The sequence below is a fragment of the Paraburkholderia sp. SUR17 genome, assembly GCF_029536165.1.
Taxonomy (GTDB): domain Bacteria; phylum Pseudomonadota; class Gammaproteobacteria; order Burkholderiales; family Burkholderiaceae; genus Paraburkholderia; species Paraburkholderia kururiensis.
Window position 1 is genome coordinate 3,782,976 of sequence record NZ_CP120508.1, and the last position, 15,517, is coordinate 3,798,492.

At 64.1% G+C, this 15,517-nt stretch carries 12 protein-coding genes, 1 tRNA gene, 1 pseudogene and 2 riboswitches; of the genes and pseudogenes, 9 read left to right on the forward strand and 5 right to left on the reverse strand.

The annotated features are described in order from the left end of the window. Positions 1-20: 20 nt before the first annotated feature. From P2869_RS16955 to P2869_RS16965, 3 genes and pseudogenes are all read left to right on the forward strand, one after another. Positions 21-752: a DsbA family protein gene (locus P2869_RS16955; RefSeq protein WP_277597048.1), complete on the forward strand. Its 732-nt coding sequence runs from the start codon at positions 21-23 to the stop codon at positions 750-752. Positions 753-974: 222 nt separating this feature from the next. Beyond that, positions 975-1,121: pseudogene (ugpC, locus tag P2869_RS16960) on the forward strand (sn-glycerol-3-phosphate ABC transporter ATP-binding protein UgpC); the annotation flags it as partial. A gap of 31 nt (positions 1,122-1,152) precedes the next feature. Further along, positions 1,153-1,500, forward strand: coding sequence for a hypothetical protein (locus tag P2869_RS16965; protein ID WP_277597049.1), 348 nt, complete (start codon positions 1,153-1,155; stop codon positions 1,498-1,500). A gap of 47 nt (positions 1,501-1,547) precedes the next feature. Here the strand turns inward: P2869_RS16965 and P2869_RS16970 are convergent, their stop codons facing one another. The 3 genes from P2869_RS16970 to P2869_RS16980 form a co-directional block, all read right to left on the reverse strand. Continuing rightward, the gene (locus tag P2869_RS16970; protein WP_277597050.1) at positions 1,548-2,537 is read right to left on the reverse strand and encodes a sulfotransferase family 2 domain-containing protein; all 990 of its coding nucleotides are present in this window, start codon (positions 2,535-2,537) and stop codon (positions 1,548-1,550) included. A gap of 437 nt (positions 2,538-2,974) precedes the next feature. After that, positions 2,975-4,048 carry an acyltransferase gene (locus P2869_RS16975; RefSeq protein ID WP_277597051.1) on the reverse strand — a complete coding sequence of 358 codons (1,074 nt, stop codon included), beginning with the start codon at positions 4,046-4,048 and terminating at the stop codon, positions 2,975-2,977. A 300-nt stretch (positions 4,049-4,348) separates the two neighbouring features. Beyond that, positions 4,349-4,424, reverse strand: a tRNA-Arg gene (locus P2869_RS16980). 319 nt (positions 4,425-4,743) lie between these two features. Here P2869_RS16980 and P2869_RS16985 point away from each other — a divergent pair. After that, a complete protein-coding gene (locus P2869_RS16985; protein ID WP_199544480.1) occupies positions 4,744-5,664 on the forward strand; it encodes a c-type cytochrome in 921 nt (306 codons plus the stop codon). On the opposite strand, the gene P2869_RS16990 is transcribed toward P2869_RS16985, so the two are convergent. Then, positions 5,648-6,247 (reverse strand): hypothetical protein, encoded by a 600-nt coding sequence (locus tag P2869_RS16990; protein ID WP_277598164.1) that lies wholly within the window; start codon positions 6,245-6,247, stop codon positions 5,648-5,650. The genes P2869_RS16985 and P2869_RS16990 overlap by 17 nt on opposite strands. A gap of 161 nt (positions 6,248-6,408) precedes the next feature. Beyond that, complete coding sequence (locus tag P2869_RS16995; protein ID WP_277597052.1) at positions 6,409-8,499, reverse strand: UvrD-helicase domain-containing protein; 2,091 nt, start codon at positions 8,497-8,499, stop codon at positions 6,409-6,411. Between the two features lie 266 nt (positions 8,500-8,765). On the opposite strand from P2869_RS16995, the gene P2869_RS17000 reads away from it, so the two are divergent. The 5 genes from P2869_RS17000 (at position 8,766) to gcvP (ending at position 15,399) form a co-directional block, all read left to right on the forward strand. After that, positions 8,766-9,809 (forward strand): oxidoreductase, encoded by a 1,044-nt coding sequence (locus P2869_RS17000; RefSeq protein WP_277597053.1) that lies wholly within the window; start codon positions 8,766-8,768, stop codon positions 9,807-9,809. 92 nt (positions 9,810-9,901) lie between these two features. Further along, positions 9,902-10,312 carry a hypothetical protein gene (locus tag P2869_RS17005; RefSeq protein ID WP_277597054.1) on the forward strand — a complete coding sequence of 137 codons (411 nt, stop codon included), beginning with the start codon at positions 9,902-9,904 and terminating at the stop codon, positions 10,310-10,312. A gap of 32 nt (positions 10,313-10,344) precedes the next feature. After that, a riboswitch (glycine riboswitch) is annotated at positions 10,345-10,436 on the forward strand. Positions 10,437-10,479: 43 nt separating this feature from the next. Beyond that, positions 10,480-10,621, forward strand: a riboswitch (glycine riboswitch). A 94-nt stretch (positions 10,622-10,715) separates the two neighbouring features. Beyond that, a complete protein-coding gene (gene gcvT / locus P2869_RS17010) occupies positions 10,716-11,834 on the forward strand; it encodes a glycine cleavage system aminomethyltransferase GcvT (RefSeq protein ID WP_277597055.1) in 1,119 nt (372 codons plus the stop codon). 78 nt (positions 11,835-11,912) lie between these two features. Then, a complete protein-coding gene (gene gcvH, locus P2869_RS17015; protein ID WP_126878990.1) occupies positions 11,913-12,293 on the forward strand; it encodes a glycine cleavage system protein GcvH in 381 nt (126 codons plus the stop codon). 154 nt (positions 12,294-12,447) lie between these two features. Then, on the forward strand, positions 12,448-15,399 hold the full coding sequence (gene gcvP, locus P2869_RS17020; protein WP_277597056.1) for an aminomethyl-transferring glycine dehydrogenase: 2,952 nt from the start codon (positions 12,448-12,450) through the stop codon (positions 15,397-15,399). The last annotated feature ends 118 nt before the right edge of the window (positions 15,400-15,517 follow it).

Sequence of the window (15,517 nt, forward strand, 5' to 3'; positions counted from 1 at the left end):
CGTTATAAGCAGGGAATTGCATGAAGTTCTGGACCACCACGTTGTTGTGCCTGTGCGGCGCTCTGCTTTGCGCCAAAGCATTTGCAGACGAACCCATGACGAAGCAGCAAGGCGAAGCCATTCTCAGCGAGCTGCGCGAGATCCGGCAATTACTGGCAAAGCAGGCCGCCCCCACGGCGGCGGCGAGGCCAGCACCGCGCACGTTGGCGGTGAAAGCCACGGCCGCGCACGTGCTCGGCAAGCCCGATGCACCCGTGACGCTGGTGGCGTTCACGGATTTCCAGTGCCCGTATTGCGCGCGATTCGAATCCACTACCTTTCCCGAACTTAAACGAAAATACATCGATACCGGCAAGCTGCGTTATATCTTGCGCGACGTGCCGCTCGATTTTCACCCTCTGGCCATCAACGCTGCTCAGTCGGTGCGCTGTGCCGGCGATCAGCACAAGTTCTGGGAAATGAAGGAGCTGGTCTTCAAGAATCAGAACAAGATCGACACCGATTCGCTCGCATCGTATGCGCACAGTCTCGGTCTGAACGATGAGCAGTATCGCGAGTGCATGGCCGACAACAAGTATCTGGCCGACATCACCGCAGACAGCAAATACGCCCAATCGCTGGGTATTTCCGGCACGCCCTCTTTCGTGGTGGGTGCTCAAAAGAACGGAACCGTGCAAGGCGTTCTGATCGTGGGCGCACAGCCGTCGGGCGTATTTGAAGACGCAATCGAGAAGGTCCTGGCGAAGCGGTGAAGCCGCGCGAAGCCACAGAGATTCAGTTCTGGCGACGCGGGTCGAGAACCCGGTCGCGCCCCCCTCATCACCGGGTCATGCCGCACATACACGGGTAACGCGGCCTTCACGTTGAGCCCGATAGCGGCGTAGCGTCTGCCCTCCAAAGGCGCGCGGGAACGGGCATTCGCCTCTGCTCACGCGCGGAGCTTGCGCTGGCCGCTCAGCCGGGCCATCGCGTGATCGTCCCTCTACGTGACGCACGACCAGACCGAAGCAATGGGAATGGCCAACCGCATCGTGCTGATGCAAGGCGGACGCATCGAACAGTTCGGCACACCGGAGACTATCTATCGGGAGCCCGCCAACACCTTCGTCGCCGGGTTCGTCGATGAGCGGCGTGGCCGCAACGCCGGAGGACGTGAACAACCTCGACCACAGCTCACGTGTGAATAACGCGATCAAGTACAGGTCGCCGACCTTTAGTGGTTGGACTGGCGAGGCGCTTTACGCGCTCGGCGGCGTGGCGGGGAGCTTCACGCAGCAGGGCTCGCTCGGCTTGGGCATCCGCAACGTACACCAAGGCAACCTGGCTGCGTTCTACGATCTCCCGAAGCGCACGGAACTGTATGCGCTCGTGGGTTATCAGCGTGCAAGCGGCACGACGCTCGATGCCTACGGGAACGTGATTGCCGCGACCGCCTCGGTCGGCGATGCGGGGAATGGCCTGTCATCGCCGTCAGAGGCCGTCACGCAGCCAGACGCTTGAGCGCCCTGGAATGAGCCACTCGTTCTGACCGGACGCCCGGTTGCCGCTTAGCGTGGGGTCACCTGCGTCGGTTGGCGACCTGTGTATTCAAGGCTACCGCCGAACTGACGGTCGAGTTCACTGGCATTTGTTCTGGCCGCTTCGTACAGATTGCGATCGATCCAGTAGTACTCCTCGATGGCGTCGCGCAGTTCCTGGTTGATGGCGTCGCGCGAGCCGTCGCGACTACCTCTCGCGTTGCGCGACTCGATGTGCAAACGCTTACCGCTCCGAGCCGCGACGATCTTCTCCAGAATGTCGAGCCGTTCAATTGGCACGATATGATCGATTCGCAAGCCCTTGATATATTCGTATTGCGGCGCCCAGTGCGGATCGTGCTCAATATGCCGGTTTAACGCCAGAAACTTTATTAGTCTTCGCAGCCAGAATTCGCACGGATTGCTTATCGTGTGCGTATCGGGCGCGTGCTCGAAGGCGTTCACAACCTGCGCCGCGTGCTGCTGAGCAAGCGGATTTTTCGCCTCCTGAACGAAGAAGTGATTACATGCGCTGACGATTCGATCCAATGGATCGCGGAATACCGTCACGCGGAGGTATTCGGGATCTCTGAGAATTTTGTCGATGCGATCTGGCGATAAATCCTTGAGCAGCAGTCCCGTGTCATGACTAGCCAGTACCGCGTGGACCTTGTCATCATCGGTTCCAAATCGGGCGCATAGCTCGTCGTGGATGGGAAAGGCTCGCCAGTCAATGCCTCTAAGTTTCAGCAGTGCTGACAAGATAGAAGTGTGCGCATTCTTGGCGATCGGCACGAATATAAGCTTCGCCTCTTCCAGGATGCAGATTTTCCAGGCCACCAGCGTGCCCGGAAACCGGACAAGCCGGTCGTTCCGCCTGAACTCGTCGGAACCAATGATGGCACGCTCGACGTCGATCGGCACATCGTACTGCTGGAAGTGCTCCAGCCCCGGTATATCCGGCTGCCGACCCAAATACCTTTCGTAGAAGCTTCCAATACGTTCCTTATCCACAGGCATGGCGAAATGAAATCAAAAATTGGATGCATGAGAGCTTATATGAAAATATAAAAACCTGCAGAGACGCCTTCTGAATAAGCAGCCAAACTCTTTGATGACGTTGAATTACCAGAAATTACCATCAATTACCTTCACCCGGTGGAACCTCCCGTTTCCAAAACCGCAATTCGCGGAAAGCTGAGGATCTTTTCTGGCAAGGCTTGCGGTGGGCCTGCAAACGCGCTTGCAGCGTATCAACCTCGTTGCGCACAAACCCATGCGTCGCAGTGTTGGTCGCGACGTAACCAGACAGGAATGGTCCGCAAGCCCCCGGCAAAAGGGCGACAACATATCCGGCAAAAGGCTGCGGAAAGAAATGCCCGTCCAAACCCGAACATTCCACAAGAAGAAAGACCTCGTCGCGTGAGTATGGGCGAAGTCACGCGAGAGAAACTCCGTCAGGTAGCGATCGTTCCCTCCACCTTGTTCGCATCAGCGGGTCGCGCCAACCAACGCCCCGCCACTCGCGTCAATGGACGTTCCAACAGGCGGTAGCAGGCGAACGCCGCGACAATCGAGCAGGCGACCACAAGTAGACAAACCAGGTCGCCCGGGAGCCGGTGCTGCCTGTCCGCCATCTGGATCACCTTCAGGGCAAACGGCAGCGACAGCACGTGGGTCAGATAGAGCGAATAGGAGGCATCGCCGAGTTTGCCGAGAAAACTGCTCCAACGGATGCGTGCCTCCAGTGCCAATGCAGCGAACACAATCCCGAATGCAGGCACGCCAAACACGATAAACCGGTTATCGTCAGTGAGCGTGGGCGCGTACAGCTTCCTAAGCACCAGAACGCCCAGCAACACGACGAATGCCGCGCCAGGCGGAATTGGCTTTCCGCGCGCACAGTAGGTGCCAATGCAGCAGCCCGCGACAAACTCAAGCACGATGGGGTCTGTGTACACGAGAAACGGAACGCCAGAACCGTGCGCCAGCCGAAGGAGCGAAGTGATGCCGAGAAACGTCGCAACCACGATTAACGGGCGACTGGTAATGCACATGGCAGCGGCAAACACGACGTAAAACCACGCTTCGTAGTTGAGCGTCCATCCCACGTTTATGACCGGCGCGATAACTCCGGACCAATTGATCGAAGGCAGGAACAGGAACGACGTGATGACATGCCAGACATTGAGCCGGGCATGACCGAAGGCGGACGGCACGATGGCGAGAAGCGCGACGAACAGCAAGGTGAGGGCCCAATACAGTGGCACAACGCGCGTGATCCGGGCCGCGAGAAATTTGCGTGCTGCCTGAAAACCTTGCGGTTCCCCGTAGCTGACCAGAGCAATGACGAACCCCGAGATCACGAAGAACACATCAACGCCAAGTTCGCCGTATCGGGAAAAATGCGGGAATACGCGGGGCGCCCATCCGTACGCACCGACGTTCCCTTCCGTGTGAAATGCCACAACACCGAGTGCCGCGAGTGCGCGGAGCACTTGAATTGACTTATACCGTTTTATTGTCGTCATTCTTTCCGCGCGAAATATTTGGAAAGGATGAATCTTACCCGAACGGGCAGTCCTGACGACGAATCTCGGCTCGTCAGTAGCGGCCCCATTTCCAGATTTCTGCCATCGCTGTTCCAGAAATTAAATAATTTTTGTTGAGTCTGGATTATTCTTAATTCCGCCGCTATTCCACCACGTGACGCAGAAAGTGGAATTTCTGACGGCGCCGGAAATGAAAAAAGGCCCCTCGGCATTTGCCTTAGGGGCCTTGATTTCGACAGGTCAGATTTCATCAACCCGACCTGGTATCACTTCGAATTTTGGCGCGCCCGGCTGGGATCGAACCAGCAACCCCTGCCTTCGGAGGGCAGTACTCTATCCATTGAGCTACGGGCGCTTCAACACGAAAGCGCCGCAACCGGGGGTTGCAGCGCTCAGCGAGACCGAGAGAATAACCGCTTTCGCTGCCTGCGTCCACCGGGCAGCCGTGACGGGACCGCGTCCCAAGGCGGCCCGCGGTACGATTTTCAGCCGTCCGCAGCTAGAGAAAGGACCCTCGACGTTCCCGCCCTCTTTCGGGTAAACGCCTGCTGAAGACCCGACGCCCACGCTCGCCGTCGCCAAAACCTTGCGTCTATAATCGCTCGTGTTTGATCAGAATCATGTCGTTGCCGTCCTGCTGTACCGCTCACAAAATCAACGGAGACGAGACAAGCATGAGCGAAGCACCCCACGGAGCCCCGATCAAAACACCCGGCCAGCTGATCGCCGCTGTCATCGCCGGATTTGCCATTCCCGTCATCGTCATTGTGCTGCTCGCCTACTACGTCGATAACTCGACGCGCACAGGCGCGGGCACCGACGAGCTATCCGACGCCGCCGTCGCCAAACGCGTCGCGCCCATCGCCCAGCTGAACCTGCGCGACGCCAACGCGCCGCACGTCTACAAGACCGGCGAGCAGGTCTATCAGGCGGTCTGTTCCGCGTGCCACGCGGCGGGCGCAGCCGGCGCGCCGAAGTTCGGCAACGCCGGCGACTGGGGACCGCGCATCTCGCAGGGCTTCGACACGCTCTGGCACAACGCCCTCAACGGCAAGAACGCCATGCCGCCGCGCGGCGGCACGAGCCCCGACGACTACAGCGACTACGAAATCGGCCTTGCCGTCGCCTACATGGCCAATCACGGTGGCGCGCAATTCCAGGATCCGCCGAAGCCGGCCGCTGGCGCACAGGGCGCATCGGCTGCGGCAGCCGCATCGGGCGGCGCGACGGCAGCGGCGGCACCTGGCGCCGATGCATCGGCCGCCAGCGCGCAGGCGGCCGCCGCCATGGCCGCGCTCGCGAGCGCGCCGCAGGCCGCGGCTCCGGCGTCGGGCGCCACGCAGAGTGCCGACGCGTCGCAGGCGGGCAAGGCGCTCTATCAGCAGGTGTGTCAGGCCTGCCACGCCGCGGGCGTCCTCAATGCGCCGAAGTTCGGCGACAAGGAAGCCTGGGCGCCACGCCTGAAAGACCCGATGGACGTCGTCTACAACTACGCGTTGCACGGCAAGGGCGCGATGCCGCCGAAGGGCGGCTCGAACGCCTCCGACGCGGACGTGAAGGCCGCCGTCGATTACATGGTCAGTGCGGCGAAGTAAGCGAAACGAGCGGAGCCGCGGGCTCGATGAACGGCGCCACGAATGCGAAAGCAGGCGCGGCGCGTCTCAATGAATCGAGTTCGTCACGCAGCGCGACCGGGGAAAGCCAGGGGTAGGAAAGTCGCCCGTGCACTTGCGCGAGCAACCTCGCGTCGCCGTCCGCGATCACATCCATACGGGCAATCTGGATGTGAAAGCGCGTGACGCGAGGCTCAGCCTCGCCAACGGCAGGCGAGAACGTCCAGTCGTAGACGCCATGCCCGATCCGCAGCGTTCCGGCCTCGGGTTCATGCATCACGACGAGCCACGGCAGCGCCGCAATGCTTCCGTTTCGCGGCTGCAGAGCATCGCAAACGTAGTAGGTTCGACACCGGCTGTAGCGCGCACCGAAGTCGGTCACGAGCGTCTTCGCAATGGCATCGGCGCCCGTTACGCGCGAGGGAAACGTGATATTTGCGGTAGCGAGCGAAAAGACGAGTTCGGCGTCTGGAGCAAACACATCGTGGATTCGCTGCGGACGGTTGTTGTCTTTCGCGTCGATGTACGCATCGAGCAGGGCGCGGTAACGGTCGGCGGCGGGCATCTTCACATGGCCTCTCCGGTGGGGGCAGAGCGCCACTCTAGCCCCCAAACAGCGCCTCGCCGGCAATGAGCCCTGGCCGCTCAGGGTCTTCGATCACAGGGTCTTCGATTCGAGCGGCGCTGCGATGGGCGCCTATTCTCCCTTTTTCGCCCGCCTCCCCCTCAAGCCTTCTGCAACAACGCCTTGAGACTCGCCAGCCGGTCCTTCGGCGTCATCGGCGCCTCGTCTTCGGTGGGCGGCGGGGCCTCGTCGAGGCCCATCTCGACGATGAAGCGCGACGCCTCGCACACGATAGTCTCCCGCGCCCGCTTGCGCTTCTTGCACCAGTTCAGATGCAGGCTGCGCTGCGCACGCGTGATCGCCACGTACATGAGGCGCCGCTCTTCCTCGATGCGCGCGTCGTCGATGGGTTCGTCGTCCGCGCCGCCGCGGTGCGGCATGATGCCTTCCTCCACGCCCACGAGGAACACGTGCGGATACTCGAGCCCCTTCGACGCATGCACGGTCGACAGGCGCACCGCATCCGGGTCTTCGTCCTTGCCTTCCAGCATCGACATCAGCGCGACGGTCTGGATCAGGCCCAGCAGGTTCTTGCCGGTGTCCGCGAGGCCGTCGGCGTTGTCGTAGCCGGTCGCCTCGCCTTCTTCCGAAATGGCCTGCTCGGGCTTGGTGCCCTTGCGCTTCAGCCACTCCAGGAACTCCAGCACGTTCTGCCACTTCGCCTGCGCCTGGCGTTCGTCGAACGCGTCGTACAGGTAGGCCTCGTAGTGAATCGCCTCCATGAGGTCGTCGAGCACGGTGGTGGCGGGGTCTTTGTCCGCGCGATCCGTGAGGCGCTGCATGAAGTCGCAGAAGGTGCGCATCGGCTCGATCTGCCGCGCCGAAAGGCGCGCCTCGATGCCGCCCATGTACACGGCCTCGAACAGCGACACCTTCGCCTGCCCCGCGAATGCGCCCAGCGCTTCGAGCGTGGTGTTGCCTACGCCGCGCCGCGGCGTGGTGATGGCGCGGATGAAGGCGGGATCGTCGTCGGGATTGGCAATCAGGCGCAAGTAGGCGCAGAGGTCTTTAATCTCGGCCTTGTCGAAGAACGACTGGCCGCCCGAGAGCACGTAGGGAATGCGCTCGCGCCTGAGCACCTGCTCGAAGATGCGCGCCTGGAAGTTGCCGCGATAGAGAATCGCGTAGTCGCGAAACTGCGCGCGCCGCTCGAACTTGTGCGCCGAGAGCCGGAACACCACGGACTCGGCCTCGTGCTCCTCGTCGTTGCAGCCGGTCACGGTGATCGAATCGCCCATGCCGTGCTCGGACCACAGTTTCTTCTCGAAGAGCTTCGGATTGTTCGCGATGACGTTGTTCGCCGCCGTGAGAATGCGCGCGGTGGACCGATAGTTCTGTTCGAGCTTGATGACGTGCAGCTTCGGGAAGTCCTTGCCGAGCTGCGCGAGATTTTCGAGCGTCGCACCGCGCCAGCCATAGATGGCCTGATCGTCGTCGCCCACGGCCGTGAACGCGGCGCGCGGGCCGGCCAGCAGCTTGAGCAGTTCGTACTGACACGCGTTGGTGTCCTGGTACTCGTCGATCAGCAGATAACGCAGCCGGTTCTGCCAGCGGTCGCGCACAGGCTCGTTCTTTGCGAAGAGCTCGGTCGGCAGGCGGATGAGGTCGTCGAAATCCACGGCCTGATACGCGTGCAGCGTCGTCACGTAATTGCGGTACACGATAGCCGCCTGGTGCTCGTCCTCGTTCGACGCCGTGGCCATGGCCTCTTCGGGCGTGACGAGGCCGTTCTTCCACAGCGAAATGATGGTCTGGATCTTGCGGATGAAGCCCTTGTCCGTGGATCCCACCTGCTCCTGGATCATGGCGAAGCAGTCGTCGGAATCCATGATCGAGAACTGCGGCTTGAGGCCTACGTGCTCGGCTTCCTGGCGCAGGATCTGCACGCCCAGCGAGTGAAAAGTACACACGGTGAGCTGGTTCACCGGCACCTTGCGGCCTTCCTTGCCGGGCGTGGTGAGCGTCTTGCCTTCGAGCAGCTTGCCCACGCGCTCGCGCATTTCGGCGGCAGCCTTGTTCGTGAACGTGACGGCGGCAATGTGGCGCGGCTCGAAGCCTTTGGCCTCGATGAGATGCGCGATCTTCTGGGTGATCACGCGCGTCTTGCCGCTGCCCGCGCCGGCGAGCACGAGACAGGGACCGTCGAGATAGCGCACCGCTTCGCTTTGGGCGGAATTCAGGCCTGCGGACATCGTTGCTGGAATGGGGAATGACAGGTGGCACCGCCGCGGGCGCGAGTCACGCGCGGCGGCGTAAGTTGGACCCGCGATGTTAACACGGAGGCGCCTTCGGCTTCGGACATCGACGCCTTCGGCCCGAGACGGCGGCGCCCGCGGCGTCAGACAGCCGCGCCCCAGCGTCATACGGCAACGTCCGCGCTTTCAGCGTGTCACAATCGCTGTCTCGCGCTGCCGCCATGGTGGCAAGACAGCGCGCCGTTTTTTTGCAGGAAGCTTTCATGACTGCTCCGCTGAAAACAGGTGTGATGGGCTACGGCTTCGCCGGCCAGACGTTTCACGCGCCGGTCATCGCGCATTGCGGCAGCGCGACCGTTGCCGCCATCGCCACGGGCCAGGCTGAACGTGCCCGCGCCGATTTCCCCTCGGCCACCGTGGTGCCCGACCTCGACGCGATGCTCGCGCTCGGCGACATCGAATGCGTCGTCATCGCCACCCCCAACGACACGCACTTCGACCTCGCACGGCGCACGCTGGAAGCCGGCAAGCACGTGGTGGTCGACAAGCCGGTCACGCTGACCGCTGCCGAAGCCCGCACGCTCGCCGACCTCGCGGCGAAACAGGGCCGCCTCTTCGCCCCGTTCCACAACCGCCGCTGGGACGGCGACTTCCTCACCGTTCGTGACCTCGTGGAAAGCGGCAAGCTTGGCCGCATCACGCACTTCGAATCGCATTTCGACCGCTTCCGTCCGCTCGTGCGTCAGCGCTGGCGCGAAGACGCGGCGCGCGGCGGCGGTCTGCTGTTCGACCTCGGCCCGCATCTGATCGACCAGGCGCTCGTGCTGTTCGGCACGCCGCAAACCGTCACCGCGACCGTGAAGACGCATCGCGATCACGGCACCGCGCCCGACTACGTACACCTGCAGCTCGGCTACGCGGCGCACCAGGTGGTGCTGCACGCCAGCGCGCTCGCCGCCATTGCGCCGCGTTTCGTGATTCACGGCACGCGCGGCAGCTACCGCAAGAACGGGCTCGACACCCAGGAAGACCAGTTGAAGGCCGGCCTGCGTCCCGGCGACGCCGGCTTCGGCGGCGGCAACGAACCGGGGCTCTTGCACGTGATCGAAGGCGAACAGGAAGTGGAGCGCGCGCACGCCACGCGCGACGGCGATTACATCGGCTTCTATCGGGCGCTGGCGGCCTCGATTCGCGACGGCGCGCCGTTTCCCGTCAGCGCGCAGGACGCGGTGGACGTTATGACCATCATCGAACTGGCCAATCGCAGCGCCGAAGAAGGCCGCACGCTCGCCTTTGCACGCGCGTGATGCGCCTAATGCACCTCACGTACGTAAGGCCGTTCGTCTTCCGGGGAAGAACCATAAGAGCCACCGCCATCATCGCCATAAGGAGAACTGGAATGCCTCGCATGATCCGCGCGCTTGCCGCCTGCGCGCTGATTTCCGCTCTGGCCGCCTGTGTCGCGCTCCGGCCGCCGCGCAAACCCCATGCACCGCCCCCGCCGCCTCCTTCGCAATCCCAGCCGCGACCTGCGCCGGCCCCCACGCCGGCTCCGCCGCCCCGCGACATCGGTCTCGACCGGCTGGACCAAGTGGATAGCCGCATCGACATCCTGCATCGCCGCATCGATGCGCGCGTCGACAAGGGCTTCTATCCACAGCCGCAAGGCGACTCGCTGCATCACCGGCTCGACGTGATCCGCGAGGAAGCGCACGACATGGCTGCGCAGCACGGCGGCGGCGTTTCCGCTGACGAACAGCGCGTGCTGAATCAGGAACTGGACGGCGCCTCGCGGATAATTGGCGAGTAATTGACACGACCCCGGCGGCTCCCTCACAATCGCCACGCGCGCCGGGAGAGCGCGCCGGTTTTTTGAGCCGGCGCCGCCGAAGGGGCAACCCGCAAACTCTCAGGCAAAAGGACCGTGCGCGCCGGACCGCCAGCCCGCCCCCGGAAACGGGCGCAAAACTGGCACACCGTCCGAACTCTGGAGAGCGGCAGTAGCCCCGGCGCAAGCCTCGCGGGCAGGCTGCCCACCGAAGGGGCGCGCGCCTCGCCGTGTATCGCTGGATCGCCACGGCAGCGCAATCTCTCAGGTATCGAGGACAGAGGGGCCATGCACCGAACCGTCCGCCGGCATTTCGCCGCGTGAGGTTCGCTGCATGGCCCTTTTTGTTTTTGCCGCTTGTTCAACAAGCCAAGCCTGAGGCCCCATGACCGAACTCAAACGCACTCCGCTCAACGCCACGCACCGCGCGCTCAACGCGCGCATGGTCGACTTCGGCGGTTGGGACATGCCCGTCAACTACGGCTCGCAGATCGACGAACACCGTGCCGTGCGCACGGATGCAGGCATGTTCGACGTCTCGCACATGTGCGTCATCGACTTTGCCGGCGAGCGCGTACGCGCCTTCTTCGAGTACGCACTGGCCAACAACGTCGGCAAGCTGCAAACGCCGGGCCGCGCGCTCTACTCGTGCATGCTGAATCGCGACGGCGGCGTGATCGACGACCTGATCGTCTACTTCTTCGCCGAAGACGGCTTCCGGCTCGTCGTCAACGCGGGCACGGCGGACAAGGACATCGCCTGGCTCGAAGCGCTCAACGCCGAGCGCGGCTTCGGGCTCACCATCACGCCGCGCCGCGATCTCGCCATCGTCGCCGTGCAGGGTCCCAACGCCCGCGACAAGGTCTGGCAGGTCGCGCCGTCCACGCGCACCGCAACCGAACTGCTCAAGCCCTTCAACGCCGCGAAAATCGACAACACGCCGTTCGGCGAGCTGATGGTGGCGCGCACGGGCTACACCGGCGAAGACGGCTTCGAAATCGTGCTGCCCGCCACGTTCGTCTGCGAATTCTGGGGCGCGCTGGTGCGCCAGGGCGTGCGCCCCTGCGGGCTCGGTGCACGCGACACGCTGCGCCTCGAAGCCGGCATGAATCTTTACGGCCAGGACATGGACGAACAGGTCTCGCCGCTCGACGCCGGCCTCGCCTGGACCGTCGACCTTGCCACGCCGCGCGACTTCGTGGGCCGCACAGCGCTCGAGGCGCAAGCTTCGCGCTGCGGCTTCGTCGGTCTGATCCTGCAAAAGGAAAACGGCAAGGCGGGCGGCGTGCTGCGCGCGCATCAGAAAGTGATTACGTCGCTCGGCGAGGGTGAGATCACGAGCGGCACGTTCTCCCCGACCATGCAGGAATCCATCGCGTTCGCCCGCGTGCCGAAAGGCGTGCAGCCCGGCGACGCCGTTCAGGTGCAGATTCGCGACCGGGCGTTTCCCGCAAGCGTGGTAAAACTGCCCTTCGTGCGCAACGGCAAGGTGCTCACCGGCTGAAGCGGCCGGATCGAGCTACCGGCGGCGCGCGTCCCGCCCTCTTTTTAGCCATTACCGAATCAAGCACAGGAGCATCCAATGAGCATCCCGGCCGAACTGAAATACACCGAATCGCACGAATGGGTCCGCACCGAAGCTGACGGCACGTTGACCGTCGGCATTACGGACCACGCCCAGGAAGCGCTCGGCGACATCGTCTTCCTCGAACTGCCCGAAGCCGGCAAGGCCGTTTCGGCGGGCGACGGCGTGGCCGTGGTGGAGTCGGTGAAGGCCGCCTCGGACATCTACGCGCCGGTTTCGGGCGAGATCGTCGAATCGAACACGAGCCTGGTCGACACGCCCGACCAGGTGAACGGCGCACCGTACACCAGCTGGCTTTTCCGCATCAAGCCGGCTGCCGGTGCGTCCACCGACAAGCTGCTCGACGCCGCCGGCTACGAAAAAGCCATCGGCGCCTGAGTTCAAGCGCAGTCTTAAAGCGCAGTTCGCGCAGTTTTTACAGCCGTCACCACGACAGGCGCGGCGCCTCCGGCCCTTTGCTAAATTGCAGCGACGTGGCAGCAATCTCGCAGCAACGTAGCGACCCCGGAACGCCGCGCCGGCAGGAACCCTCATGAAGCTCGACCACCCGGATCACCTGATGAACCGCACCCCTCTTTCACTCGCGGCGCTCGAAGTGCATGACGCGTTCGCCGAGCGCCACATTGGCCCGGACGCAGCCGGCCAGCAGGCGATGCTCGACGCGCTCGGCTTCGCGTCGCGCGCCGCGCTGATCGACGCGGTGATTCCCAAGGCGATCCGGCGTGCCGACCCGCTGCCGCTGGGCCCGTTCGCCCAGCCGCTCTCCGAGGCCGAAGCGCTCGCCGCGCTGCGCGAACTGGCGAACAAGAACCAGGTGTTCCGCACGTACATTGGTCAGGGCTACTACAACGCGCACACGCCGCCGGTGATCCTGCGCAACGTGCTCGAGAACCCGGCCTGGTACACGGCCTACACGCCGTATCAGCCGGAGATTTCGCAGGGCCGCCTCGAAGCACTGCTCAATTTCCAGCAGATGGTGATGGACCTCACGGGTCTCGCCATCTCGAACGCGTCGCTGCTCGACGAAGCCACGGCCGCCGCCGAAGCCATGACGCTGCTGCAACGCGTGGGCAAGCCGAAGTCGAACGTGTTCTACGTGGCCGACGACGTGCTGCCGCAAACCATTGAAGTCGTGAAGACGCGCGCCACGCCCGTGGGCATCGAGGTGAAGGTCGGTCCCGCCGCCGACGCCGCGAGCGCCAACGCGTTCGGCGTGCTGCTGCAATACCCCGGCGTGAACGGCGACGTGCGCGACTACCGCGCGCTTGCCGAAGCGATCCACGCCGCGGGCGGCCACGTAGTCGCCGCGGCCGACCTGCTCGCGCTCACCGTGCTCACGCCGCCTGGCGAATGGGGCGCGGACGTCGCGGTGGGCAACGCGCAACGCTTCGGCGTGCCGGTCGGCTTCGGCGGACCGCACGCGGCGTACCTCGCCGTGCGCGACGAGTTCAAGCGTCAGATGCCGGGCCGCCTCGTGGGCGTGACGGTGGACGCGCAAGGCAAGCCCGCGCTACGCCTCGCGCTGCAAACGCGCGAACAGCACATTCGCCGCGAGAAGGCGACGTCGAACGTCTGCACGGCGCAGGCGCTGCTCGCCATCATGGCCAGCATGTACGCCGTCTATCACGGCCCGCGTGGTCTCAAGACCATCGCGCTGCGCGTGAACCGCATCGCGTCGCTGCTCGCGGCGGGCGCGAAGAAGCTCGGCTACACGCTCGTCAACGAAACGTTCTTCGACACGCTCACGTTCGAAACCGGCGCCCGCACGCAGGCGCTGCACGACGCCGCGCTCGCGCGCCGCATCAATCTGCGCCACGTGAGCGAAACGCGCGTGGGCGTCTCCATCGACGAAACCACCACGCGCGCCGACCTCGCCGACCTGCTCGCCGTGTTCGCGCAAGCCGCCTTCGCGAACGACGTGCCGCAAGTCGACGCGCTCGACGCCGAACTCGCGGCAAGCGCCACGGGCGCACTCGGCTCGGTGCCGGCCGGCCTCGAACGTACGAGCGCGTACCTCACGCACCACGTGTTCAACCGCCACCATTCGGAGACGGAAATGCTGCGCTACCTGCGCAGCCTCGCCGACAAGGACCTCGCGCTCGACCGCTCGATGATCCCGCTCGGCTCGTGCACGATGAAGCTCAACGCCACCTCGGAAATGCTGCCCGTCACGTGGCCCGAGTTCGGCCAGATTCACCCGTTCGCACCCGCCGAGCAAACGGTCGGCTATCGCGAAATGATCGACCAGCTCGAACAGATGCTCGTTGCGGCCACGGGTTACGCCGCTGTCTCGCTGCAACCGAACGCGGGCTCGCAGGGCGAGTATGCGGGCCTGCTCGTCATCCACGCGTATCACGCGTCGCGCGGCGAAGGGCATCGCAACGTCTGCCTGATTCCGGCGTCCGCGCACGGCACCAACCCGGCGTCGGCGCACATGGCCGGCATGCAGGTCGTGGTCGTGGCGTGCGATGCGCAGGGCAACGTCGATATCGAAGACCTGAAGGCGAAGGCGGCGCAGCACGCGGACAAGCTCGCCGCCATCATGATCACCTACCCGTCCACGCACGGCGTGTTCGAGCAGAACGTGCGCGAGATCTGCGAGATCGTGCATGCGCACGGCGGCCAGGTCTACGTGGACGGCGCCAACATGAACGCGATGGTCGGCCTCACGGCGCCGGGCCAGTTCGGCGGCGACGTGTCGCACCTGAACCTGCACAAGACCTTCTGCATTCCGCACGGCGGCGGCGGACCGGGCGTGGGTCCGGTCGCCGTGGGCGCACACCTCGCGCAGTTCCTGCCGAACCAGCTTTCGTCGGGCTACCGGCGCGCGGAACACGGGATTGGCGCCGTCTCGGCCGCGCCGTATGGCTCGGCGTCGATCCTGCCGATCTCGTGGATGTACATCGCGATGATGGGCGCGAAGAACCTCACCGCCGCAACGGAAACCGCGATCCTCAACGCGAACTACGTCGCGAAGAAACTCGCGCCGCATTACCCGGTGCTCTATTCGGGCCCTGGCGGGCTCGTTGCGCACGAGTGCATTCTCGATCTGCGCCCCATCAAGGAAACCAGCGGCATCACCGTGGACGACGTGGCCAAGCGCCTCGCCGACTTCGGCTTCCACGCACCCACCATGAGCTTCCCGGTGCCGGGCACGCTGATGGTGGAGCCTACCGAGTCGGAGTCGAAGGAAGAACTCGACCGCTTCATCGACGCCATGATTGCGATTCGCGAAGAGATTCGCGCCGTGGAAGAAGGCCGCGCCGACCGCGAGGACAACCCGCTCAAGCACGCGCCGCACACGGCAGCCGTCGTTACGGCGAACGAGTGGCCGCATGCGTACTCGCGCGAAGCGGCGGCTTACCCGCTGCCTTCGCTGCTCGCCAACAAGTACTGGCCGCCGGTGGGCCGCGCGGACAACGTCTACGGCGACCGCAATCTGTTCTGCTCGTGCGTGCCGGTTTCGGACTACGCCGATTCGTAATCGCTACCCGCATGCGGCGGCCCGGTTCATGGGTCGCCGCAGCGCTTCAGCTCTAGCTTCCGATTCACCCCGCGCCCAGCAGCCGCAATAGCGACGCGGGAAACTCGCCTTCGCGCCT

What these genes read in the sequence shown, in the direction of transcription:
- P2869_RS16955 (WP_277597048.1), top strand. Translation starts at nt 21, where the DNA reads ATGAAGTTCTGGACCACCACGTTGTTGTGCCTGTGCGGCGCTCTGCTT.
- P2869_RS16970 (WP_277597050.1), bottom strand. Translation starts at nt 2,537, where the DNA reads ATGCCTGTGGATAAGGAACGTATTGGAAGCTTCTACGAAAGGTATTTG.
- P2869_RS16975 (WP_277597051.1), bottom strand. Translation starts at nt 4,048, where the DNA reads ATGACGACAATAAAACGGTATAAGTCAATTCAAGTGCTCCGCGCACTC.
- P2869_RS16985 (WP_199544480.1), top strand. Translation starts at nt 4,744, where the DNA reads ATGAGCGAAGCACCCCACGGAGCCCCGATCAAAACACCCGGCCAGCTG.
- P2869_RS16990 (WP_277598164.1), bottom strand. Translation starts at nt 6,247, where the DNA reads ATGCCCGCCGCCGACCGTTACCGCGCCCTGCTCGATGCGTACATCGAC.
- P2869_RS16995 (WP_277597052.1), bottom strand. Translation starts at nt 8,499, where the DNA reads ATGTCCGCAGGCCTGAATTCCGCCCAAAGCGAAGCGGTGCGCTATCTC.
- P2869_RS17000 (WP_277597053.1), top strand. Translation starts at nt 8,766, where the DNA reads ATGACTGCTCCGCTGAAAACAGGTGTGATGGGCTACGGCTTCGCCGGC.
- P2869_RS17005 (WP_277597054.1), top strand. Translation starts at nt 9,902, where the DNA reads ATGCCTCGCATGATCCGCGCGCTTGCCGCCTGCGCGCTGATTTCCGCT.
- gcvT (WP_277597055.1), top strand. Translation starts at nt 10,716, where the DNA reads ATGACCGAACTCAAACGCACTCCGCTCAACGCCACGCACCGCGCGCTC.
- gcvH (WP_126878990.1), top strand. Translation starts at nt 11,913, where the DNA reads ATGAGCATCCCGGCCGAACTGAAATACACCGAATCGCACGAATGGGTC.
- gcvP (WP_277597056.1), top strand. Translation starts at nt 12,448, where the DNA reads ATGAAGCTCGACCACCCGGATCACCTGATGAACCGCACCCCTCTTTCA.